At 56.6% G+C, this 22,825-nt stretch carries 30 protein-coding genes and 2 tRNA genes; all 32 read right to left on the bottom strand.

Features of this window, described 5'->3' with window-relative positions; translation table 11 throughout:
- Window positions 1-5 precede the first annotated feature (5 nt).
- Window positions 6-1,436 (bottom strand): GTA baseplate fiber-binding domain-containing protein, encoded by a 1,431-nt coding sequence (locus tag AC0L2Z_RS11055; RefSeq protein WP_473627936.1) that lies wholly within the window; start codon window positions 1,434-1,436, stop codon window positions 6-8.
- A gap of 5 nt (window positions 1,437-1,441) precedes the next feature.
- Window positions 1,442-3,256: a hypothetical protein gene (locus AC0L2Z_RS11050; protein ID WP_473627934.1), complete on the bottom strand. Its 1,815-nt coding sequence runs from the start codon at window positions 3,254-3,256 to the stop codon at window positions 1,442-1,444.
- On the bottom strand, window positions 3,257-4,312 hold the full coding sequence (locus AC0L2Z_RS11045; protein WP_473627933.1) for a DUF2163 domain-containing protein: 1,056 nt from the start codon (window positions 4,310-4,312) through the stop codon (window positions 3,257-3,259).
- Window positions 4,309-4,920 (bottom strand): DUF2460 domain-containing protein, encoded by a 612-nt coding sequence (locus AC0L2Z_RS11040; protein ID WP_473627931.1) that lies wholly within the window; start codon window positions 4,918-4,920, stop codon window positions 4,309-4,311. Before AC0L2Z_RS11040 ends, AC0L2Z_RS11045 begins: the two co-directional genes overlap by 4 nt.
- Complete coding sequence (locus tag AC0L2Z_RS11035) at window positions 4,920-6,860, bottom strand: hypothetical protein (protein WP_473627930.1); 1,941 nt, start codon at window positions 6,858-6,860, stop codon at window positions 4,920-4,922. Before AC0L2Z_RS11035 ends, AC0L2Z_RS11040 begins: the two co-directional genes overlap by 1 nt.
- Window positions 6,861-7,100: a hypothetical protein gene (locus AC0L2Z_RS11030; protein WP_473627928.1), complete on the bottom strand. Its 240-nt coding sequence runs from the start codon at window positions 7,098-7,100 to the stop codon at window positions 6,861-6,863. It abuts the gene before it with no gap.
- A 59-nt stretch (window positions 7,101-7,159) separates the two neighbouring features.
- A complete protein-coding gene (locus tag AC0L2Z_RS11025; RefSeq protein ID WP_473627926.1) occupies window positions 7,160-7,543 on the bottom strand; it encodes a hypothetical protein in 384 nt (127 codons plus the stop codon).
- Window positions 7,543-8,004, bottom strand: coding sequence for a phage tail protein (locus tag AC0L2Z_RS11020; RefSeq protein WP_473627924.1), 462 nt, complete (start codon window positions 8,002-8,004; stop codon window positions 7,543-7,545). Before AC0L2Z_RS11020 ends, AC0L2Z_RS11025 begins: the two co-directional genes overlap by 1 nt.
- A gap of 96 nt (window positions 8,005-8,100) precedes the next feature.
- Entirely contained in the window at window positions 8,101-8,508 is a 408-nt protein-coding gene (locus AC0L2Z_RS11015) for a hypothetical protein (RefSeq protein WP_473627923.1), read from the bottom strand.
- Window positions 8,501-8,839 (bottom strand): phage head closure protein, encoded by a 339-nt coding sequence (locus AC0L2Z_RS11010; protein WP_473627922.1) that lies wholly within the window; start codon window positions 8,837-8,839, stop codon window positions 8,501-8,503. Before AC0L2Z_RS11010 ends, AC0L2Z_RS11015 begins: the two co-directional genes overlap by 8 nt.
- Window positions 8,836-9,321, bottom strand: coding sequence for an HK97 gp10 family phage protein (locus AC0L2Z_RS11005; protein ID WP_473627920.1), 486 nt, complete (start codon window positions 9,319-9,321; stop codon window positions 8,836-8,838). Before AC0L2Z_RS11005 ends, AC0L2Z_RS11010 begins: the two co-directional genes overlap by 4 nt.
- Window positions 9,321-9,539 carry a hypothetical protein gene (locus tag AC0L2Z_RS11000; RefSeq protein WP_473627919.1) on the bottom strand — a complete coding sequence of 73 codons (219 nt, stop codon included), beginning with the start codon at window positions 9,537-9,539 and terminating at the stop codon, window positions 9,321-9,323. Before AC0L2Z_RS11000 ends, AC0L2Z_RS11005 begins: the two co-directional genes overlap by 1 nt.
- Before the next feature lie 2 nt (window positions 9,540-9,541).
- Window positions 9,542-9,955: a hypothetical protein gene (locus AC0L2Z_RS10995; protein WP_473627917.1), complete on the bottom strand. Its 414-nt coding sequence runs from the start codon at window positions 9,953-9,955 to the stop codon at window positions 9,542-9,544.
- A gap of 39 nt (window positions 9,956-9,994) precedes the next feature.
- Window positions 9,995-11,302, bottom strand: coding sequence for a hypothetical protein (locus AC0L2Z_RS10990; protein ID WP_473627916.1), 1,308 nt, complete (start codon window positions 11,300-11,302; stop codon window positions 9,995-9,997).
- A 14-nt stretch (window positions 11,303-11,316) separates the two neighbouring features.
- Entirely contained in the window at window positions 11,317-11,595 is a 279-nt protein-coding gene (locus AC0L2Z_RS10985) for a hypothetical protein (protein WP_473627914.1), read from the bottom strand.
- A gap of 5 nt (window positions 11,596-11,600) precedes the next feature.
- Entirely contained in the window at window positions 11,601-12,176 is a 576-nt protein-coding gene (locus AC0L2Z_RS10980) for a head-tail connector protein (protein ID WP_473627913.1), read from the bottom strand.
- A gap of 6 nt (window positions 12,177-12,182) precedes the next feature.
- Entirely contained in the window at window positions 12,183-12,461 is a 279-nt protein-coding gene (locus AC0L2Z_RS10975; RefSeq protein ID WP_473627912.1) for a hypothetical protein, read from the bottom strand.
- A complete protein-coding gene (locus AC0L2Z_RS10970; RefSeq protein WP_287181247.1) occupies window positions 12,461-12,697 on the bottom strand; it encodes a hypothetical protein in 237 nt (78 codons plus the stop codon). Before AC0L2Z_RS10970 ends, AC0L2Z_RS10975 begins: the two co-directional genes overlap by 1 nt.
- 71 nt (window positions 12,698-12,768) lie before the next feature.
- Window positions 12,769-13,206, bottom strand: a complete 438-nt coding sequence (locus AC0L2Z_RS10965; protein ID WP_473627911.1) for a hypothetical protein — start codon at window positions 13,204-13,206, stop codon at window positions 12,769-12,771.
- Window positions 13,207-13,272: 66 nt separating this feature from the next.
- Window positions 13,273-14,619: a phage major capsid protein gene (locus AC0L2Z_RS10960; protein ID WP_473627909.1), complete on the bottom strand. Its 1,347-nt coding sequence runs from the start codon at window positions 14,617-14,619 to the stop codon at window positions 13,273-13,275.
- Between the two features lie 9 nt (window positions 14,620-14,628).
- Window positions 14,629-15,474, bottom strand: coding sequence for a head maturation protease, ClpP-related (locus AC0L2Z_RS10955; protein ID WP_473627907.1), 846 nt, complete (start codon window positions 15,472-15,474; stop codon window positions 14,629-14,631).
- Window positions 15,475-15,482: 8 nt separating this feature from the next.
- Window positions 15,483-16,745 carry a phage portal protein gene (locus AC0L2Z_RS10950; protein WP_473627906.1) on the bottom strand — a complete coding sequence of 421 codons (1,263 nt, stop codon included), beginning with the start codon at window positions 16,743-16,745 and terminating at the stop codon, window positions 15,483-15,485.
- Window positions 16,746-16,754: 9 nt separating this feature from the next.
- Window positions 16,755-18,638 (bottom strand): terminase large subunit, encoded by a 1,884-nt coding sequence (locus AC0L2Z_RS10945; protein ID WP_473627905.1) that lies wholly within the window; start codon window positions 18,636-18,638, stop codon window positions 16,755-16,757.
- On the bottom strand, window positions 18,583-19,068 hold the full coding sequence (locus tag AC0L2Z_RS10940) for a hypothetical protein (RefSeq protein ID WP_473627904.1): 486 nt from the start codon (window positions 19,066-19,068) through the stop codon (window positions 18,583-18,585). Before AC0L2Z_RS10940 ends, AC0L2Z_RS10945 begins: the two co-directional genes overlap by 56 nt.
- A 343-nt stretch (window positions 19,069-19,411) precedes the next feature.
- Window positions 19,412-19,600, bottom strand: coding sequence for an HNH endonuclease (locus AC0L2Z_RS10935; protein WP_473628053.1), 189 nt, complete (start codon window positions 19,598-19,600; stop codon window positions 19,412-19,414).
- A 149-nt stretch (window positions 19,601-19,749) separates the two neighbouring features.
- The gene (locus AC0L2Z_RS10930) at window positions 19,750-19,989 is read right to left on the bottom strand and encodes a YodC family protein (protein ID WP_473627902.1); all 240 of its coding nucleotides are present in this window, start codon (window positions 19,987-19,989) and stop codon (window positions 19,750-19,752) included.
- 43 nt (window positions 19,990-20,032) lie between these two features.
- Entirely contained in the window at window positions 20,033-20,257 is a 225-nt protein-coding gene (locus AC0L2Z_RS10925; protein ID WP_473627901.1) for a hypothetical protein, read from the bottom strand.
- Window positions 20,258-20,291: 34 nt separating this feature from the next.
- Window positions 20,292-20,366, bottom strand: a tRNA-OTHER gene (locus tag AC0L2Z_RS10920).
- Window positions 20,367-20,414: 48 nt separating this feature from the next.
- Window positions 20,415-20,491, bottom strand: a tRNA-Thr gene (locus tag AC0L2Z_RS10915).
- Window positions 20,492-20,944: 453 nt separating this feature from the next.
- The gene (locus AC0L2Z_RS10910) at window positions 20,945-21,892 is read right to left on the bottom strand and encodes a hypothetical protein (protein ID WP_473627900.1); all 948 of its coding nucleotides are present in this window, start codon (window positions 21,890-21,892) and stop codon (window positions 20,945-20,947) included.
- Entirely contained in the window at window positions 21,885-22,040 is a 156-nt protein-coding gene (locus AC0L2Z_RS10905; RefSeq protein WP_473627899.1) for a hypothetical protein, read from the bottom strand. Before AC0L2Z_RS10905 ends, AC0L2Z_RS10910 begins: the two co-directional genes overlap by 8 nt.
- 57 nt (window positions 22,041-22,097) lie before the next feature.
- Window positions 22,098-22,634 (bottom strand): VRR-NUC domain-containing protein, encoded by a 537-nt coding sequence (locus AC0L2Z_RS10900; protein WP_473627898.1) that lies wholly within the window; start codon window positions 22,632-22,634, stop codon window positions 22,098-22,100.
- Window positions 22,635-22,825 lie beyond the last annotated feature (191 nt).

Below are 22,825 nucleotides of genomic sequence, written 5' to 3'. Positions count from 1 at the left end.
GGCTCCTAAAGGTCGATGGTCGCTTCTCGCGTCGGGCAGATGACGCCTGTTCCGGAAACCTGCCTCACGTCGAAGGTGAGTTGCGCCGGGATTGAACCGAAGTCCGTCGTGATGTCGGCCGCCAGATAGGTCTTGGTCGTCGCGTTATCCACTGTGAAAGGACGAAGTACAGTGCCGCCAGGACCGTCCTTGATCCTGACGACATATTGCTCCAGCGTCTCGCCAAGCGGTGCCGTATAGTCGCCGTCGTCCGACCAGTAAGCGCCAATGCGCGTGCGCCTAACCCAATCCAGAACGATATCCGAGCCGACCACTGTGGCATCGAGTTGGCACGGCTTTGGGATCTTCTCAGCCTCGCCGGTCACCGTGCGGTTGACAGCCAATGTCGTCTCGATAGACCCACCAAACCCAACAGGTTTGAAGTCGAATGCATCGTCCAGAGACGCAATCGAATAGTCGATGTTCTGGACGTTCTCCTCCGAGAGCCAGACGACGAAATCGCCAGCGGCGTGGAGACCGGTAAACTCTTCCGAAGATCCACGGCCACGACGCAGACCTTCGAACGTGTATGAGTTGTCGCCGTTCGACGTGATGGTCATGACCTGGCAGACTTCCCACCGACCGGGTTGCCCGATGGCAAAGAAATTCGCGCCGTTCATCATTTCCAGATATGTGGCCGAAACCAGGAGATCAGTGTCGCCGGAGATGATCGCGAGATCGAGCGTGCGCGAAAACTCCGTGACGTACGGCGTATCCCAATCTGGCAAAGCCTCCAAGGCGATGCCGACCAAACCATTTGTGACCTGCCCAGCGACAGCCTGATATGTGCCAGCAGCGTCCCTTCGGTACAGCGTCGCCCCGTCCCAATAAGGCTGCCCGCCAGATGCCAGCACATGGTACTGCACCAGACCGTCGCCACTTAGATCATCAGCATCCGACAGAAGCGGTATGTCGAGGTGATAGTACCTGCTCTCTGGTGTCCCCACAGGATTCGGCTCTGTAGGATTACCGGTGCCACCCGATATCGACACCGAAACGCTGTTCAGGAACTCCGTTGCGACGACATCGATCATGTAGTCTGGACGTGTCGTGGTCTCTATAATGCGCGCCGTGACAGTGCGATTTGCAAATGTAAACCGAACGATATCCTCTGGCTCAAGATCAATGTATTTTGCCCTAAGCGTGAGCCGAAACTCATGGCGCTCAATGGCAAGTCGATTTACTTTCTGGGTAGCAAGGACTTTGACCGTATCTGCATCGATAATGATCGGGATACTGACCTTGACTGATTGATCCGATGGAGCCACAGGGAACGGCAGCGAAGGGATTTCACCAAATTGCGGCCGCTCTTGATAAATCTCCGCACGATCTCGATAGTTAATCCCGTAGCGCGCAATGAACTCTTCAGGATTGAGCCGCCTAGCTTTAATTCCCATCGGCTTTAATTCCCGTTTTCAGCTATGTCTCCGGCAGAAGAAAGCGTGGCGTCGACCGCGAATGAGCCGTCCGTGAAAGCGCGCTTGAAGATGACTTGGTCTGCCCGTTCAAACACCGCTATGGAGTAAGGCTCACAGACCGACCTAGCTATGTCTCTCACGCCGGCAGTTACGTCGATCACCGCACCATCGATCACGTCGTCAATGTTGATGGTGTCGATTTCGGAGGAGTCGTACCCGCCACCCTCGAATAGCGCGACGAGAAAGTCGGAAAGCTGCCGTTGGGTGCCGTCGCCTGCAATAATGCTAAGGCGTTGCGGTAGGCCACCGACCGTCACAGTCAGGAGCGTGTCAGTCTCGCCATCGTAGTAAAAGCGTTGCGGGTTGTTTGTTGCACCGGAAACCGACCGGGTTAGCCCGGTTTTGAGGTTCGTGAAATAGCTCGTGCTGCTGGCGACAAAGTACAACTCGTCAGTGAGCCGCTGCATATCCGGGTCGCCAATGTCGCGGCCCGTCACAACTTCGATTTGATACGGCACGGTCTTGGTGTATTCGACCGCGCCTGTCGTGCCGTCGATGCGCTGGACTGTCGCCGCATCGGTCCAGACGACTAGGTCGCCATCGTCGTAGACCGCATAGCGCAAATCGTCGGCTAAGGTTGCCACAACCGTCGAACTCTTGAACGTGCCAAGCGCAGTCAGCGTAACTTTGACGAGGTCTGCGCCTGCACAGAACCAAACGTCGAACTCACTCCCGCGCTTCTCGCCTGGCGTGACGCACTGGATGCTGGTGTAGCCTCCGAAGCTGGCAATCGACCGATAACTTAGTTCGATGTTTGTCGTGGTCAGATAGAACGCGAAAATCTCCTCGTCACTGGAAAATCCCACGAGCACGGCGCCTCCATTGATATCGACCAAGCAGCCGCAGTCTAGTATCGTGCCGGCAGACGATGCCTCGCCCACCGAGGAGGCGATGATGTCTCCCGATAATGGATCGATCAATCTAGCCGTTACAGAATCTGCGGCAAATCCTGCTAGATAAACCATCCTGTCTAGTGCAGTCGAATAACGAAAATCATGAAAATAATTCGCGACAATAGGACTATCAACAGTGAAGTATTCCTGAGTCGCCGGGATGGAAAATCTGCGCAAAACACGCGGGCTGTTCGCCCAGGTGTAGAGGATGCCACTTTCCCAATCAGGCGCCATCAAACTCACGTCATCGGCGCTCAACACCCGATAGGTGTCGTAATCGTGCGTGGCCGCTCCGTCCTGAATCCATTCGGCTTCAAAAACAGGCGGAGCACCCAACCCGATAATATCGAAATCAACGACCACGATATCGAGATAGCCGCGATGGGATGAAACGTTCGTTTCGCCTTCCTCGCGGACCATCGCAGGGTCACGCGGCTGCGTGCTTCTCCCGTCATAGACGTTGAACTTCAGGCCCTTCTGGCGATAGTTGGCGCTGCCGTCATAGATGAGCTTTCCGTTGGCATAGAGCTTGCGCATCGTCCAAGTCGAATCCGGCACGAGCGGTCGAGCAAAGCGCAGCCGCGCCGACATCTTGGCAGTGGTTTTGGTAACGGTGTCCCAATACTCGATGTGAGACGACGTGATGGTCAGGATCGGCGGCACCCAGATATAGGCGGCCGGCAAGCGACACTTGCCATAAACGACCGGAATCGTTTGGCCATAGGCGGATGTGGGAAGCGTCGTCTGGACGGTAGGCACTTCCGGAACCGTCGGCGATGATGTGCCCCCGCCAGAGTCGCCCCAGCCCCCGTAACTCGGTTTCTTGTAGGAGTAGGATAGCGCCATCTACTGTCCCGCTCCGATTAGGAATGATAGACCTGGCAACAGGTTTTCAGCTCTGAAGTTTATCGAGTTGGAAAATCGCGTCTTGCACATGGAAAATGTTTTGTCGCAGCCAGGAACGATCTCGAACGTATCTGCAACCGCCACAGGCCAGCGCGCGGCGCCCCAGAGGCGCAACCGGCCGGTCGCTTGCGTCCACGCGCGCACCTGATTGTACAGGCCGGCATTCTGGCCTGAAGTCCACTTCACGACGCCGTTCGTAAACCAGCCGTCAACGGCTCGGCTTTCTGTCAATGTGGCCGTAAAGTCGCTGTCGTCGGTGCGCGTGGCGACGACTCCGGAGCGGACCCACGCCTCCTCTGCTGTGAACACTGCTGTGCCGTCAGTCGTCGTCGCTGCGACCGTATAGTTGTAGGCTGGTGCCGATGCGTCCGTTGTTCCAGCAGTCGTGCAGCGGAACATGCGATTGTGGTAGTCGCCAGCATCCGAGACGCGTACATAGTCGCCAACTGCATAGGCAATGCTTCGCGAAACGTCTGTCGGATATAGCGGAAGCTTGCAGAAGCCTGGTCGGGAATCGCCAAGGTCAGACCGGCAGGAAACAGAGAGTTCCTCGACGGTGATCTCTTTGGCGCGCTGCAGGATGCCACGTATTTCAAACGTAGCAATCTTCCCGCGGTCGTCGTAATTGATCTCAGAAACAGTATATGGACCAAGCTGCATTGCGCCGTCAGATGGCGCATTGAAGTTCACGACATAGAGGGTGATCTCCATGCCTTCGAACGTGCCTGCATAGACATCTTCGGCGTCGTAGGCGCTTGAGATGGCTGCTGGTGCAGTCACCTCGCCATCAGGAACGGAGGCGTCGCCGCTTGACTTGAGCGTCGAACCCTTGAAGCTCTTGTCCGCTGGCCAGGTTTGCGAATCGAACGCCACATTGCCGCCTGTAGCAGACACGCGGATCGTTGTGCCGTCAGCGAACACAAACTTTCCAAGCCAGCCAAGCGTGTGAGGCGTAGTCGACATGGCCGCCTTAAGGCCAGCCGATACTGTTCTCATCTTAGCACTTCCATAAGGGTAATCGGGCCAGCAGAAGCAAACGGAGTGCCTGTGTCCGGACCTATGGGCAGAGAAAGCGGATTGTAGTCAGCGGCATATCTGACGCGCACGAGCCAGTCGCAAGACACTGTGATTGCCTGCCCCGCGGTCGGGATGTTGCCACCCGTGAAGGTCACAACACCGTCGGTCTGGTTGTAGTGGGTGACGACAGTCTTCGTTACGCCAGCCACTTTGACGATAAGGCTCGAGACGATAGTGATCGGTCTAGCGTAGGCGCGATCCGCATCTGCATAAGTCTTCTTGATCTGGAACGCGGCAGTCGTGCCGTCGCCCGTGCCGATGTTCTCGTCAGTCAGCGTATTATCCAGCGGATCGCGAAGTGGGAATGCGTTCGCGGATCCGCGGCGGCCGAGAACGTGAGCCATGAACGAACGGATTTCAGAAAGAGGCCTGTTGTTTAGCGAAACATCGTAACGCCACAGCGCCACTTGCCAATCCTGATTGCGGTCCTCATAGCCGCCCATGAGAGGGATAACGGTCGTTTGAAAGACCGGTCCCATTTTCATGTCGAGCGCGAACTTGTTGTTGATGGCGACGGTGTCGACCATTATGCCCTCGCCGATTGCATCAGTAGTTCGTCGTACATCTCGCGGGCGCGCTGGCGGGCTGTCCGCTCGCTTTCGCCGGGAGCCGCTTGATAATTCAAGGTGATGTTGGTGCCCGGTTGCTGGACGTTGACAGAAGTATCGAAGCTGCCGTCATCTGACGTGGGCGACAGCTGATAGCTTGGTTTTTTGATCTTGCGTATGCCCCAGCTCGAAATGTAACTGCTTCCGGTCTCGGGGTTTATGGCGTCGCCAAACATGCCGCCACCACCGGAGCCACCGGGACTGCTGCTATCGTTTTTCAGCGCCAGCGCGGCAATCATGGATTGCGACAAGTATTTGGCTGTCGCAGCAGTAACGTCACTCAGTCGATTAATGGTGACGTTGGTCTGCGCGGTATAGCCGCCGATATCGGAGCTAAGGCTGCTGAGATAAGACTTTGTATTGCGGTCCAGCGTCGAGACGTTGTCGGATGTTTCTTCTGTATTGTCAGCCGCTTTTCTTTGATACTCGACGCCTGGATTATCACCCATATCATCTTCGGCCATACCCGGCGGGATGTAGACGATGGGCTTCCCACTACTGCCGCCAAACTTCGTTACGCTGACGCCGGAGCCGTTCACATCTTGCTGACGGCTGAACCTGGTGCTTGGAAGCTCGATTTTGTCTGGATCGCCACCGTAACGTTTGACGGTCGGCAGCGGCTTCGGCGTGCTGGCCCTATAGTCATCAAGCGCCTTCATTGAGGCGTTTTCTGAATCTCGGAAAGCCTGCGCAAAGCCTGCGCGAATTTCATTAGCTGCGGCAACGCCTACTGCCTGCGTGCGCTTCAGTTCTTCCTGCAGAAACTTCAGGTCTTCCACCGCGCGGTCGGTTTCAAGATCGACAATGAAACCGGCATCTGCCTGAACCTTTAGGTCCGCAAGTAGAGTTTTGACCTTCGCAATGTCAGCCTCGATATCGGCCGTCGAACGAGAAAACTCGGAAGCAAGATTTTTGATGCCGTTGACAGCACGCTCAATCGAACCGCCACCATCAAGGTCACCGCTGATAAGCTTCAGCAGGTTCTCAAGCGACGGGTTTGAGGTGAAGTTTTTGACCTGCTCTGAAAAGCCCTTCAGTTCTTGGGCAAACCCTGCGAATCCGCCAGTAGCGTCGACTAGCAAAGGCGCCAGGTTCACAAGCGCTTGGTTCAGATTGACGTCGATGACTTTGGCAAGCACCTCAAGCTTGTCATCAAGCTCGCCGGCTCGCTGCAGAAGGTCGTCAGGGATGATCAGGCCAAGATCGGCAGCGCGGCGCTTGAAGTCGTCCAGCGCCTGGCGTCCGCCATCGAGAACGCGGATCATTTCGATGCCGCCCTTACCGAACACAGCCGTTGCCAATGCCGCCTTCTGGGTGGCGTCCGTCGTATCGCGCATTGCATCAGCAACAAGCTTCAGGCGTTCGCCTTGGTCATCGGTGTTCAGTACCGCGCGAAGCAGTTCCGGATTGAGTTCCTTTAGCTTTGAATAAAGCGCGCCAGTCCCGATTTGAGCCAGGCCGACATTCTTGGCGAATATCTCTAGCCCAGCGTTGAGTTTTTCTTGGCTAACATCGGCCTCCAACGCGCCAAACGAAATCGCCTGGAACATGTCTGTCTTCAGGCCGGTGACGCGCGCCTCATTCGCTATCCCCTCAAACTCGGACAGCGCCGTTCGCGCCTTGTCCAGCGCGCCGCCGAGCGACGTGAGCGCGGCAAGCGCCCCGCCGGCGACAATGCCACCGACGAAGCCCGACAGGACGCCTGTGGCAGCCCTCGAGGCCGCACCGAAGCCTGCCACAGCTTTCGACATGCGCGCGGATTCGCGATCAACGGTGGTTGCGGCCGACTTGAAGCCGGTCGCAAACTTGGCAGCATTGGTGCTGAGATCAATCGAAATAGATCCGACGGTAGCAACCATTTAATCCACCGTTCCGCCCAGAGCTTTTGTGATAAATTTGGCCATAGCCAACTGGTCCTGAAGCGACTGCGCCTTTTTCTTCTCAGGCTCGGGCTTCTTCAGAAGCGCTGCTTCATTTTTGGGTAGGAATTGATGTTTCATGCGCGTGAATATGGCTGTCCGGTAGGCAAGGACGGTAATGCCCTTTTCACGCTCCGTGAAAACGGCAGTGTATGCCTCTATGACGTTGCACGCCGTCATCTTCCAGAAGTCACGTTCAGATATGCCGGCACGAATAGCTAACGACAGGAGATATCCCGTCAGGCTTTCGTGCCCGTCGTAGGGTTTTCGTCGGCAGCCTTCTTGTCGGCTATCTTCTTGGCGTTATCAGCCACCCACGCATCGTGATCCTTGCCGTAACGGAACAGCGAAAAGACATCGAGGCACTTCTTGCCGACAGTCTCTAATGGCAACGGCATGTCGTACGATTTGACAACCGCGCCGTTGGCGTCGCGTAAGGCTACAGCCAAAAATGCTTTGATGTACTTTACCGCCAAGACGGCAAGTCCAATCTGCACTTTCTGCACAAAATCGAACTCGCCGAATTCACTCTCAAGCCTCGCCATGCCGTCCGTATCAAGACGGATAGTGTATCCATCGCCAAAGTCCGAAGCCTCCACTTCGGCGATGAATTTATTCGCCATCATGTGGCGGCCCAAGTCGGAGCAGACGAGTAGCTAATCTGGCCCTGCCAGGTGACCATGCCCTCTGCGACATTGATCGTAAGCTGAGTGATAACGCCGGTAAAGGAGCACACAGAGTAGGTCGACGGCTTGCCAACGCCGTTGTTATCGGCGGCAGAGAAGTCGGCTTTGAAATTCCGTGCCGTACCGTCTGCGTAAGCCTTCAGCAGGCCGGTGCTCGGATCCTGAGACGAGTTGTCAGGATCGAAGTGGCCTTCAAACGGCGTCGTGGCAGACTTAAAGCCCTGTTTGAATTCACGAAAGCCTGATGTCGACTGTAGATGCGTAGCGTCCACTTGGTCTGCGCTCTGCTCGAGGCCGAAAGATGTCGTGTTGCCGATGGCGTTGAAAGCCTCCGGAGCACCCGCGTCACCCATTTTGAGTGCAGCGCCGATGCCGGTCATACCGGTCGTTGCGGTCATAGTGATTTCCTTATGAGTGACGTGACGATGCCTTGCCTAAAAGGGCGTCAAGGCGTGCCTTATCTGATGTCGAGTGGCGGGTGGCTGGTGGTCGCCTCAGCGCCAACGGACGTCGAAAGACATCACGCGGCGATGCGTAGAAAGGTTATCGGCGAAGTCGGTAAAGTCGACGCCGGACTTCCGGAATGACGCGTTAACGTCACCAGAGGTGTAGAGAAGGTCGCGCAAAGCGATCTTGACAGCCTCGCCCAATTGGATGGCGGATACAGCCGTAAGCGCTATGCAGTGGACTTCAACTGTGGCCAGTGGGTATTGTGTTGCACCGGCCAGCGCGTACTCCTCATCCTCTGCGGACATGGCTACCGCAATGGCTGGGAGGCTTGTCGTAAGCGGTATTGGAAACGGGTAGATTCGTTGTGCGGTAAACGCTCTAACTGTGGATTGCGCGAGCAGCGCTTTGATAGTCAGTGAGACTGCGCTCATATCGTGAGCTTCTTCATTCAATCAGCCTCGCCTGCACCTTAAGAAACTGGCGCCTGCCAATCTCTCGCGGTCGCCCAACAATCTCATAGTACTCTTCAACGCCGGAGCCATTCTTGTACGCCAGGCGATGCTCTGCAGTTAGATCGGATCGATAGCGTATGGTGAAATAAAGTCCCATCTCGGCATACCGCCGTGCTGAGGCTTCGCTCTCTTCCGACTTGTGAAATTCCATCTTGGCCCAGACGACCGCGTCGTCTATCCAAGTTGGAATCTCTTCGTTATAGTCCGGATCGTTGAGATTAACGGCGTGCTGGATTCTAATACGTCGATCTAGTTCGCCTGCGCCGATCATTTTGCCGCCTTTGCACGCAGTTTAGCCGCGCGCTTTTCCATCTCTGGACCGATCTTCTTGCTGAACCGCTTCACAACCTCGTCGCGAGTTGCGAAATAGGCTGGTGTTAGCCAGGGCGTAGGGCGCGTGCCGGGATGCACAACGCCGCGCTTTGGCTGGTAATGCGGTGCCGTACCGAACTCGAGCAGATGCGCGTAACGCACCGGTCGCCTTGAGCCAAACTGCGTCGCGCGCTGAAACGAAGCATCCGGCCCGACCTGAAACAGGGGATTAACTTTGGACGTCCTCGGCTTTTGCTTAATGACCAGAGACTTCTCTAGCGATCCCGTCTTCTCTTTCAGCGGCAGTGCGCGAACGTTCGCCTTTGCAGCCTTTAGCGTGGGCTGCAAGGCAAAGCGCGATGTCGCATTGATTGGAACGGACACCACCTTAGCCAACTCGCGTAGCGCACGCGAGGTTTCCCTAGCGCCGCGGACTGCCATCAGATCCTGCGCTTCCCGGCATAAAACTTCACACCGCGACTTGCGATGAAGGCCGCCTGCTTCTGTGAGAATGCTTCGATCCGTTCATCATCGAGATTTGGCACGAATGGCGCGATCGCACGCGCTAGCATAGATGCTGTCCAAAGGTACGGCTGTACCCACCACGACACCTTTGCCGTCAGAGTGACGGCGACCCGTCCATCGTGAATGACCGCCATGCCTACACCTTGACGACGCCAGGATAGACGATGCCAACCTGCAGGACAGTCGTGCTAGAACCCATGCCGATAATCAGCGGATAGTCACCAGCCGCCACGTCGGCAACCGGACAGATGCCTCCTGCGTTGCCTGAGAGGTAATAAGCCGTGCCCGCCTCAATAGTGGCGCCGATCGTAACCGGCCCCGCGGTGCAGACCGCGATAGGCTGATTGAGCACCGCGCCGTTAAGCGCTACGCCGTGCGCGCTCCGTACTGCGGCAGTAGCGCTGTCCGTGTCGGCTAGCGCCCATTTGCCGGTCGTGCTGTCCAGATACACTGCCTGGCCTGCCGTAACGGTAACGCCGGCCGTGCCGTGTGCAATCTTTGCGGTCGAGCCAGGAATGACCGACGTCGCTGTAATAACTAGATCGGCCATGTGGCCTCCTGTTTTGTGTTAGCGTTAGAAACCGTCCGTTTACGCTGCAATCGCCAGAAGCCCCAAGCCTTCATAGCCGGCCTGCGTAAGGTGGTTCTTGTCCGCCCCTGCGCTGGCGTAGTACCCCAGATCCAGCATCTGCGCCGAGGTGATCTTGGCCGCGAGATCGATGGTAGAGCCTTGGGAAAGGATCGAGGCATACGTAGCTATGGCTGACCGGTACCCCACCAACTGCGCATCGTCTGGATCCGAGATCGGATGCGAAACCATGAACACGAAATGGAGTTCATCATGACTCCAAGCATTGAGCGTCCATATCGACTGAATGCGCTGCACGATGGCCGTGCAGTTGTCAACGAACGCCTCCGGGCTATCGCCATCGGCTACAGCAGCAGGGCCAACTGAGGCTAGATTTTCAAGCCGGTCATTCAGACCGGAATTGACCATTATAACGACGCACTTTTCAGCGCCCTGAAGCCGACGAACTTCTGAAAAGTAATGCGTTAGCGCATCATCGCTCGATTGCTGTATGTCATAGGCCATGGTCCTTGCGGATTGCCCGCCACGGTACTCAAGAGTGTGATAGGAGAAGCCAACAGTGCGCGCCGGATTACTCGCGCGCATGAATGTGCTGAAGTACGGTCCTGTGATCCCGTCTGTGCCGGTTCGGGTTGGCTTAAACTCAACTGGCTGACTAGTCCTCGCCGGATTGGCAGCAATAGACAATGTGGTCCGCTGCATAGCCAGCGCGCCAGCATTCGTGGAAATCGGGACAGGAGCAACAGCAAGCGTGCTGAACGGCGATTGGCCGAGCCGAACGTAAGGCCGGAAGGTTCCTGCGCCGCTATCGAATGATCCCCAATGAAGATCGCACTCAAGAGGGCCGCCATTGTCGATCGGGCAGTTTGCAGATAGTACAAGACCAATGGTCGTGTTAGACCCAACGCTAGACCCATCGGCTACGTAAGTGTAGCGGGCAGGAAACAGCCCGCCAAGCCCCCTGTTCATGTACTTGTCAAGATCGGCTGCTGCGCCGGACGTAGCTCCGATCAAAACGCCAGCACGGGCGTATAGGTAGCCTACACCAGAGCCAGAGCCGTTATTCTCATTCTGGCTTATAAGGCCAGTTGCATACATCGGAAGGCGCCGACTCAAGGCGTACTGGAAGCCATGATCCCAGCCGTGGCCACTCAAAAGCTGGTTGCTATCGCCGATGCCGACGATGTCAATCCGCTGAGTTCGAGCCAGATCAAAAACAGGCAGCAGGCCTGCCCCTCCCTGCTGTCCAGTCAATGGGCCGGTCACCAGCTCGAATAGCCCACGCATTAACGGTTGAAACAGACCCATAACAGTTACCCCGTTTAAGCCGAGAACACCCCGCAAGAGGCTCCAGCCACGCGCGAGAAACGATAGGTGCCGGGTGCGGAGATGGATGTGGCGTGCTTGTTCCATTCTCCGGTTAAATTGCCGACTACGAAATACGCACCTGCGTCGTCCTTCAGGGAGATATTCACCTTTGCCTCGATAGGAACGGGTGCGGCAGTATTCTTCAATGAGATTGTGACCGGAGTGCCAGCAGCAACAACCAAATCACTAGAGTCAGCGGCAGTCGTACCAACCGCAAGAAGCGAGGTTGCCATGTTGATTATCCCCAAAATCGGAATGGATAGAGCAACGCATCAACGCCGCGCGGCATCTCATTCAATTTGATTTCCGCGGCGTTCTCGCGGTTTTCGTACCATTCGCCTACAAGCAGCAAAATGGCGTGCTTGATCGGCTTTGGAACTTCGCTATAGCCAGCCGTGAACGTGATCCGAACCGCTTCAGGTTCGTCGTCTCGCGCGTCAGGCCACTCGCCATCGTAGGCGTGGAGGATAAAGCCCTGGCCGTTTGCGGATTCAACGCCAAACTCGCGAAAGTCGCCAATTGTCGCCGTTGTGCCGTCAGTCTTGACATACTCGATCTCGTCTACGGAGACCAACGGCGGGAGAGGAATTTTTATGCTGCCGCTCGGGAAGCAATCTAGTCGCAATTCCCATACCGTCTCGCCAACTGCGCGCCCTAACCAACCGCTAGGCGCATCAATGTGCGCCGTCGCTGTTTCGATAAGAGACTCAATGTAAGAATCGTCATCCGTGAAACTATCTGCCCGGACATGCCGCTTCGCTTCGGCGAGCGTAACCAACGGCGCTGTTGCGGCCGTGACCAATTTCAGCGCCATTGATTATTATCCCTGTCTAGGCTTACGACTGCGCCGCGGTTTGTCTGCCGTGTCCAGCAATTCGAATTCCTCGGCGTCAGGCGTGGCCACAGGCGCGATCTCTGCATCAACAGCTACAATCGGCGCCTCTGCGGCGATTGCCTCCTGTGCGGACTTGCCAATCATCTTTGCGGCAAGCAGACCGTCAGTCGCATCGCCAAAATCGCGCTCATCGCCAGGAACCAGCGCCTCGCGATCATATCCATTTGGATACCACCCGAACGGCTTAAGCACGACGTGCTTCATTACGAAGCAGCCATGATGCCAGCGCCGACAAGCGCAGTCTTCAGCGAGTTGATGGCTGCCACAATGGCATCATCATCAGTGGCATAAGTGCCAGTTGTCGCAACATCTGCAACGAACGCGGCCTGCGTACCGTTGGCTTTGAGGATGCCACCAGTTTCGACATTGATAACGCCGCCGCTGGCAACAACTAGTTCATCGCCGCCCTGCTTGCGGTAAACTTTAGGCTGATAGGTCATAGTAATATTCCCTTTGCTGCGAGGCTGGCAAAAAGCCAGCCTCTAGCGCAATGCGCTTTGGGTTAATTCAATCAAGCCGGAGGATTGGCGGTCGGCGCGAGCGACGGGTGGCCAAGGATCGCCACGCCTGCCAAGAAAATGTTGCCAGCAGCGTTGTTCGCCGGCGTGACAGTCATCCGAACATACCTTTTCGAACCGACGTAGCCGATCTTGCGGCACTCGTTGTCATCGCCAAAGGCGAAACTAGCAAGAGCCTCTGTGCCGAGCAGATACTGGTCGGCAACGGCAGCGCCGTCATCAACCAAGTCCGAGTCGTCGCCATCTTCAACAAGAACCGTAAAGGTGGCATCAGCGTCAGTGTTCGTGCCGGTCACAAGGACCAGCGTGCAGGATTCATAACCGCGTGTATCGATAATCGAAGATACGATAGGCGTATTATCCGTACGAGCTGCAACGGGCACAATCAGCGGCACCGTGTGGATGTTATTCATGAGATCGCGAATGGCCATTAGCCTCGCTCCTTTTCAAAGAGTTGGTAAGGAAACGGGCGGCCACAAAGGACCGCCCTCAGAGACTTAGGCAGCAGCAATCTTCTGCAGCTTCACAGCTTCGAAGTTCACGACGTCGCCACCAACGCGGCGGCGGTTGTAGAACTTCACGTAAGGCTTGGCGGTCAGATTGTCGCGCAGGAGCGTGATGCCGAGACGGTCAACAATCGTATAGGCCGCAGCAAAATCACCAAAGGCGATCGCCAGGGCCGAAGCCTCAACGGCAGGCATGTCCTCTGCGCGCGCAACGGCATAGCCAAGCAGCGTGGCGGGAACGCCAGCCTTGATGTCGCCCATCTGCCACATGTACTGGCCGTCGCCGTCCTTGAGCTTCAGGACGTCACGAACCGTGGTGCGCTTCATCAAGAAGCGAGCATTTGCGGTGTAATAATCCTTGAGCGAGAACACGAGATTGTACACGCCGTCCGCGGTAACAGCCGCAGCCGCGCCGGAGACAACCTGCTCAATCTGGCCGTTCGACGTGCCTGCAGCGTAGGTCAGAAGACCGCGCGGCTTGTTGATGCCCGTGCCGGTGAAGAACGCAGTCGCCTCAACGCGACCGAACTTCTCGCCAACCTTACGGTCGATCCAGCCTTCAACGTCAAAGCCAGCGTCCTCTAGCATCTGCTGCGTGGCGCGCGGCTCCGCATACATCTCGTGGACAGCAATCTTCGATTCGCCAAACTGCGAAGTCGTGGTTTCAGTCGGCGCTTCGGTCTCGCCAATCCAGCCGTAACCGAATTCGCCCTCATCGCGAGGGATAATCAGTTCCTTGCCGGAGATGGTCTCAACAGTAGCAAGAGCGCGCAGCGCAGAGGTTTCGTAAACCTTCGTGATGACGCGAGCGGAGCGGGTAGTCGGGACCATGTAGCCGCCGTCCGGGTCCGAGCCAGTCGACAAAGCGGCCTGGATCTTCGGGTTGTCCTTACGCGAACGAATGTAGGCCGAATGAGCGGCGACATACTCGCCATAGGCGGCCATGTCAGGCTCAATCTTGGTGTCGTGTAGGAGCTTGCCTTCGTTAGCAAGCATGGCCTTGTGCCACTCAAAAGCAGCCTTGGCTTCCTTGGCCGAAGCGTCGTCGGCGAAGCCACCATTGACGCCAGGACGCTTCAGGACAGCGTCAAGCTTGTCGAGATTGTCGTTGGCAGCCTTCAGGCCGCTCTCGAGGGCCGCGGTCTTGGCTTCGACCGAAGCCGCATAGGCATCAATCTTCTGCGTGACCAGTGGGTCAACCTTCTTGCCGGCAGCGTCGATCTCGGCGCGCAAGGCAGCCAAATCGCGAGCGGTATTGTCGTTCAGCGCCTTAACATCGTCGCCAAACTTCTTGATGTCTGCCGTGATCTGCTCGGCAACCTGTGCAGTGATGGTCATGAAGACCTCCTAATGTTTGAAAGTAGCCGAAACAGCCTGAATGGCCGCGGCAAGTGCTGTAAGGTCGACTTTGCCAGCGTCTTGCAGTGGCTCGTCATTTGGTTTGATGATGCGCTTCGCAGCGCGCCATTTTGAGCGTGACCAGCCAGCGTCTTGCATGACTGCGCGCTCTAAATCTCGTTCAGTTTCAGGTTCTCCATCTTCAGTCGAAGGCCATTTCAGCGCCTCCGGCATAGATGCGAATACGGAAAGGTCGAATTTGGCCTTAGCCTCGGTTGACTTCGTGATTTCAGTAGCAAAACCAGCATCAAGAGCCTCTTTGCCGTTCATCCACGTCTCGTCGTCCATCATTTTCTTGATGGAACGAATGCCAGTACCGGTGCGCGACGCGTATGTTCGCGACATGGCATCGTCTATTTTGGTCAAGACAGCAGCAATTTCGCGCAGTTCTTCACTTGTACCCGCCGCAAATGTGCGGGAGTTGTGAATCATGAAGAAGGCGTTGTCCGCGATGGCAATTTCACTGCCTGCCATCGCAATAATGCTCGCGATGCTGGCCGCGACCCCCGTCACCTCTACGCGCACCTTCCCCTTGTGGGCGACTAGGTCGTTGTAGATGGCAACGCCGGCAAAGACGTCTCCGCCTGGCGAGTTAATGCGAAGCGTAATGTCCCCGGCATCTTTCAACTTCGCCCTGAAGTCGCGTGCCGTGACGCCCCACGTGCCAATCTGGTCGTAAAGGTCGATTTCGGTGATGTCAGTCGACGCTCGCACGTCAAAACTCGTGCCGACAGACCGCGCAAAAAAGCGGTCACGGCACCCAGCAGAGGGTTCCGCAATGTCTATAATTTCCATCGTGGTTCCTATGCGGATTTCTTGGCTGGAATGTCTGGTGCTGGCATCGTTCCGCCAGCTTCGGGCGGATACATGTTTGCTGGCCGCCAGTACTTGCCGCCCTCACCGTCATCGCGGCGATTGGAGTTTTCTTTGATGCGGATCTCGTCTGGATTCCAGATTCCATTCTGGATGCCGAGCGCGTATCCTTCCATGCGGGTCTTGAAGTCGCCGCGGAGGAAGTCATCGATCAGGAATTCGGCAAAATACTCGCCCTGCTCTGCTGGTGAAAGCAGATCGCGGTTGATTGCCTGCTCCCACCGCTTAAGCCACGGTCGAAGACTGTGAACAACGAAGTCCAGCGTCTGGTGCTCGATATTCGAAAAGGTCGCGCGCTCAAGATCATTCACAAGGTGCGCTGGGACACGAAATATACCCGCGATTTCTGAGCGCTGAAACTTCCTTGTCTCAAGAAATTGGGCGTCATCTGGATTAATAGATAGCGCTATCCATTCCATGCCCTCTTCAAGGACGAGCGGACGGCTGCTGTTAGAAAGTCCGCCGTACTTTTCCTGAAATTGGTTCCTTAGGCTTTCCGTAGCCTCCGGACCAAGCTTTTGCGGATGCTTTAGTACACCGCTCGGCTTTACGCCGTTCTTGTACAGATGCGAGCCGAAGCGTTCGGCTGCCTGGCCTAGACCGATCGCGTCGCGAGCAAGCGAAATCATCGACTGCCCAACGTACCCCTTCGGGAATGGGCCGCGGATGTGATGCACTTCCTTGGTCTTAAGCGTCTGCCGAGAGTTATCCGGCATCGTGACCGTGTAAATTGGTGTCCAGTCCCGAGCCTGCTTTATTTCGACAGGATCCGGGTTGAGGCCAATAAGACCTATGGTTTGGTCCTTGGCGTTACGCTCAACGTAGGAGTAGCCGTTGCCGCGCATGGCCAGATTGACCATCGTCCCCTCGACGTGCTCAAAAGCCGTATTCCAGGCGTTAGCGCGATCGTGCAGGACTCGGTAAAGCGGGTGGTCGGTTGCCCTATCCTTACCGCCATCGGCTCGGCGCCGATAAAGAATGCATGGCAATCCGGCAACGCTTTCCGCCAGTACACGCACGCAAATCATTACGGTCGTATAGCGGAGTGCCAACTCCGGCGACACAGCGACTCCGGATGAAGACTCGACGCCCTCAAACATGGCATTGTAAAGCTCTTTCGAGCTCGTAATCGTTTCCTTGGTGATCGCAGCTTGTGGGCTGAACGCACCTTTCAATCGGTCAATCCAGCCCATTCACCTTACCTAAATTTCAATAAAACCGCGCGTCTTGTAGACGGACTCGGTGCTAACCGGAGCTCCATCCACCGCAGCACCAACCGCCATGCAGAGCGCAATAGCCGGGTCAATGCGGATGGTGGACTTCTTCTTGGACAGCCATTGGTTGCCCATGAGCGGGTCAGTTTCGATCGCGGCACCCATGATGGCCGACATCAGAACCGGCGACAGACGCAAACGAATGCGCTCTTCCAAGATCAGCGTTTCGAGCGCCGAGACACTGCCAGGCATCCAAAGTCCCAACGGAACCTCTTCGCCGGCAGCCTTGGCCGCTTCAACCTTGTCTGGGTCCGGCTTGGCGCGCTTCTTGCCGCCTTGCGGGTGCGCTACAGTGTTGAGTTCCACACCATAGGCGTCAAGTTCGTCTTCGAACTTGTCGAACACGTACCGGTCGAAAGCCAGGACACCAATGCCGTGGTCCGCATGAACGCGGGCAAAATGTGCCGCCACATGATCGTATCGAATACGAGCGCCATCGGGTGCATTTAGATATCCTTGATCCACCCACAGGCGATACGGTACGTGGTCGACCTTAGACCGCTCGTCCATTGTGTCTCGAGGCGTCCACGCCTCAATCCACGCGTCGTACGTTGGCAACTCGGCAGACGTGCCGTCCGCGCGCACCACCGTCTTTGTGCCTGTCTCGCGCACGAATGCGGCCGCGGTCAAATCCTTGGCGCCAGACAAATCGAGTCCTGCCGCTAGGATAGGTGCGCGCTCATCGTATGGATCGAAGTCGACCATCACCTTTTCGATGAGCGGCCGCGGTATCCATGACGTGTCGGCTTCCGTCCACACACAAAAGTGCAGACGCAAGATGCCGTTGCGCTTTGAAGGAATGTCCTTGGCCTGCGCGACAACGCCGGCCAGGTAGTCGTGCTTCAGCGTCACGCCGAAAAGCGGATTAGCCTTCTGCCAGCAAGTCGGATCCGTAAACGGATCGTCGTCCTTGTCGAGCGCACACACGTAGCTAAACGTGCTGTCGTCAATCACCTCACCGACGTAGGTAAATTCCTCGTCTGGCGTAGCCGTGCCTGCTGCAACCTTAACGGCGTGCTGATGTTCATCCCAGCAAATCGTGGTTCTGTCGCTGCCTGAGTTCGTAATCATGAACAGGAGCGGCGCGCGACGGAACTTAAAGCCGCGCTCGAGCATTTCGATGACCTTGCCATCGGGATGCTCGTGGATCTCGTCGGCCAGGGCCACATAGGGACGAGGGCCGCTGTGCGCGCCTTCCCGACTAATCGGACGAAAGAACGAACGCGCGGCCAGGAACGACAGATTCCATATAGGATTACCGCCAGACGGCGTCAGCGCAGCCTTAAGAGCTGGCGACTGCTCATACATCGCGACTGCGTCGCGGAACAGAACGAACGCCTGGTCTTTGGTGGCGGCTGCCGCATAGATTTCCGCAGCGGCCTCGCCGTCGGCAATCATGCAATAGTGGCCTATGCCCGCCGCCAGTGGCGACTTTCCGTTGCCCTTGCCTTCCTCGATGTAAGCGCGACGAAAGCGCCGCAATACGGCGCCATCCGACTCTGTGCGCTTCCACCCAAAGATGGAGCCAATCTTGAACTTCTGCGACGCATGAAGTTCGAACGGCTTCCCTTCAAACTGGCCGCCGTTCAAGCGAAGCACGTCAGGAAAGAAGTTGATGACGTCGAGCGCCGCAGCCCTGTCCCAAATCAACCCGCGCTCGTGTCCGTGCGCACGGTCGTTCAGGTGTCTGCGGCAGGCGTTGCGGACGTGAGGGCCGGCGACAATCCTGCCTTCGCAGACGTCGAGCGCGTAGGCGTCAACCGGATCTGCGCGTGAAATACTTAGCGGCCGGGTCTTCTTCGTTGTCGCCATTCGGCTTTGCTCCCGCCTTGCTGGCGTCGGCCGGTGTGGCGCCCATCTGCCCGTAACATTGCCTGAGAAGGTTGAGCGCCTGAACGCCCACATCTACGTCCTTGGGATCCATCATCCGACCGCGTATCCTGGCGGCGATAGCCAAGTGACCGCGGTGGCTTGAGTTAAGCCACGGCACCTCAGAGACAATGTCTTTCCATGCCTGCTTGGCGAAGTCGTCTAGCCAGTCAAAAGGCTCGCCAATTCCGTCTGCAACAACCGGTTCTTCGCGCGCCTCAAACTTCTTGCGCCTTACGGCTACTTGACCAGTTATCTTAGCCTTGGCCTTCGGCGTTCTTGGTCTTGCCATTTTCCTATTGCCTTCACAGGCGGAAACGCCTATGGTGATTTTGTTGGCCCCATCGAAGTCGCTACGCGCCGATTGGGTCACGCGATTTTCCAGACAAGCTCAACTTTTGAATTGGAAAAATGCGTACTTTCGGGTTGCGAGCGGTCGCTAAGGCAACGCATGGAGGGATTTTGATACCCCCTCCCGTCTCGTGAATCGACCCATAAGAATTATAATCTCTTATAGTGTGTGTAATTTTAAGGGCTTAGCGCCTCTTTGATGTCACGAAGCGCCTGCCTTGCAGATGTGCGCACGCTCCATATGATGTGCCTTGCATACTCAACCGGCTCAACGTCGGCCATGGCATCAGATGGATTTCCGTCATGGACATATGACATAGACTCAAGAGCACTCATTGCCACTCTTAGCGCCTCATCTGTCTTGCTCACATCGGCCACCCGTCCGGCCCAAAGCGCAAGCCGCCGCGCTCCTCGTGCTGCTTCGCGCCGCTGTGACATGAGGCGCATAAGCTCTGCAGTTCGCCATACCAGAACAGATCAGCGTCGCCCCGATGCGGTATGACGTGGTCGGCTACGGTAGCAGGCTCGACCACCTCATCCTCAAGGCAACGCACACACAGCGGGCTATTGGTCAACTGAAATGTGCGTCGCTGCTTCCATCGCGCCAGGCTATACCAGCCATGCCATTGGCGCTTGGGGCTAGGCCGGTACTGCGTCACGCATGACCCAATCGCCAAACCATTGGGGCACTTTGTCGATTAGCTTAATCAGCATGCACCAGAACCTCTTCTGGCAGGAATTGCACGGACAGGCTAGCGCCATCGAACCATGCAACCTCAACCGAACCGCACTCGCACACGTTGAGTACGGTCATTGCAGGGCCGCCACTTATAAGCGCCACGACATCACCTACAATGAATCCGTCAGTCTCCCACTCTACTCCATCCAAAACGACACCATCAAAGCCTGCACCGTATGCGCCTGGTGAACTATGTGCATTCATGCTCGTTCTCCTCTTCATTGCGCGTAAGTAGTTTGGTCAGAGCTTAAGCGAGATGCACATCCAGGGCAGCGTTCACCTTGCGTCCGTCGAATAGATTCTCAAATTCGCTTTTGCTCAATACGATTGCGGCGTACGACCCCTCCACGCCATTCCTTTCAGGAGATCGAACGGAAACCTCAACTCCGCCATCCACCTCGTTAATTGAGATATAGGGTGGGTAGTTTCCTTCGTACGAAGTATAGGTGAATGCACCTATGTTCTGGCTCATTTGTCATCTTCCTCTAGGTTGGCATGTAGTAATTTGGTCAGGGTGGCGGGACTCGAACCCGCGTTCCAAGCTTCCAAAGCTCAGCGATTATCCACCATCTTCCACCCTGTATGGGTGGGTCGCGGTCGATCGTTACCCATCGTGCATTTCCTTAATTTGGTGCTGTCGGCACGCGACCGAACCTGCGACTTCCGCCTTACAGGGGCGGCGCTCTACCTACTGAGCTACGGCAGCATTAAAAGAACGGCGCGCGGCAATCCGCATCTTGGATATCGACGCGAGGCAGTGCCCATACGTCGACCGTCGAATTTGAAGCCCGCTCGACCGACACGCAGCATGTCGCCGCTAACATCGGGAGCGGGCAATCACCCGTCGCTGCGGAGGAGGCGCGCAACGGGCGATGGGTGTCGAAGATGGCTAGCGCGTCGCAAGAGCCACGCTAACGGTTCGCCAGCCTACCTCTTGCGGATGGCATTGCTGGCCTATGCTGATCTCCCTCACGGGTGCATCTTCGATAAATACAGCCGGCGCCCATACGGTGCGCCTTTGGATATCCACAACGGCGCGATGCGCAAACGTGGGGCTGGATAGTTTCGCCCGGCTCAACAAGTGGCCGAGCGTGGGTGACGTTCGCAAACATCACCCTCTCATATACATACGCTACAACTCGCCACGAAATGGCACACGCTACGCAACTTTTTTTGCGCCACCCTTATTGTTGTCATTCGCGGCGCAAAGGATCTCCGCAGCTTCAACAAGAAGTTTCTTTGCCGCCCTGTCTGCGTATCCCTCGCTGAAGCCAAGTCTAAGGCCGATGTCTTTCAGGTTCCCGCCAGCGGCAACCTCCTCAATGACCTTCCGCGCTTCGCCAGTCTTCGCCTCTGGCGCCTCCCACATGATAGCACCGCTGGATGCCGTTCCGCTGGACTGCGCAATGCCACCGAGAAATTCTGCACCCTTAGCAATCGCGGTTGGGCACTTCGTGGCAGGAAATGGCAAATCTTCAAACATCACAGATCCGTCGACACCGTGCTTGCGTAGCTCGGCCCGGTTAGCCTCTACACCCGTCTGCGGGTCGTACATCGGCGCCAATGCTGGCTCGCCGGAGAATGGCCGCTGGTATGGCTCAGCGTGCAGCGGAGAAGGTGTCGTTGCACCTGTGCGAAATACATACAGGGTTGGATTGCGATTCTTTGACGGCTCATCGGTGCGCGACGTGACCCTGTCTCGAGGCTGAAGCTTGCGGCCTTTCTTGGTGCGGCCATACTCGACAAGCTCGCCGCCCACGAATTTCAGCGAACCAAGCCGAATATGGCTATTGCCGTCGCTGTCATGGTCGACGGTGGGCGCGAGCCATTCACCGCCATCGTCCGTGGAGGCACGTACGAGCTCTCCGACTGTCGGTCGTATTTCTTGGTCGTTGTCGACGGCATCAGCATCCCAGTTGGATGCGGCAAGAGACTGAACGGCTTCTGCCACAGGTTCTGCCAGTTCTGGGTAATTGTCGTAAAGCCATCGCAGGGCAGGCAGCGTACCGCGATAGCGCGGCTCTGGCCTTTTGCGTGAACGCTTGTTGTCGTTAGCTGCGACTGGTTCAGCGGTAAGAGCGTCCGAAAAAGTCTTGAATTTAGACACTGAACGTATCCTCAATCTCGCGGCGCACAATCACGTCAATGTCTTCCTCGACGTGACGCATCGGCTCGTCGTGGCCAACTTCCGTAAATTCCGGCGTACACTCATCAATCATGAGTTTGCCGTCTTTGCGTAGCAGTTTATTCGCCATGCGGTTCCCAAATATCCCATTTCGGCTTTCACCGTAGTCCCAACACCTAGATAAGCATTACGCAGAAATTTTCCTGCCATCGGCATCTATTTTTCTGGCGCACTGGTTGTCATTCGCCGCTAGCCATCCGCGCACCAATGCCTCTGCCTGGTTGGCTGCATCGTCTTCTGTGGTGGAGCGAATAACTGCCTGCCGCGTGAAGCCCAACGCAGAAAGTAATGGATGGCGCGTCTCCTGGCTTGGTTCGAGCTTAGCCTTGCCGACTTTGTTTTCGATAAGCCCAAGGCTGCCCGGCCACATGTAGATGCGCACGTCATGCTCGCCAGCGGTTAGGCCTGCCGCCACAGCCTGTGCACGCGCCTTAGGGCCGCGCTTGGCTGCGTTCTGGTCGCCTGCCAAGGTAAACTTGCCGGGACCGGCTTCGCCCGCATGCTTGGCATATTCACGCATGCCGCGAAGACGACGAACTTGCGCAGCCTGCATGCGCCATTCTTCGATCGGCGCCTCAGTAACGACAGTCTTGCCATTTTGCGTCACGATGCGAACGCGCTTGCCGTTGATGCGTGTCGTCGTCTGTTTACGAGTGGATGGCATGGATGCTCCTGTGAGGTGGATAGGTGGATAGAGGTGGCGAGGTGGCAGAGGTGGATAGAGGTGGTGGGAAGAACTACCTCTTTCCTCCACCTCACCCCACGTCCACCCCTAAAGGGGAAGGACGTGGTGGTGTGAAGGTATTTTACGCTTCGTGGTGTGAGGTTTTATCCACGTCTCACACCCCCACTTTG

The organism is Mesorhizobium sp. WSM4850 (assembly GCF_055811735.1).
Note: the sequence above shows the minus strand (reverse complement) of the source record. Positions and strands in the feature narration are given on the sequence as shown.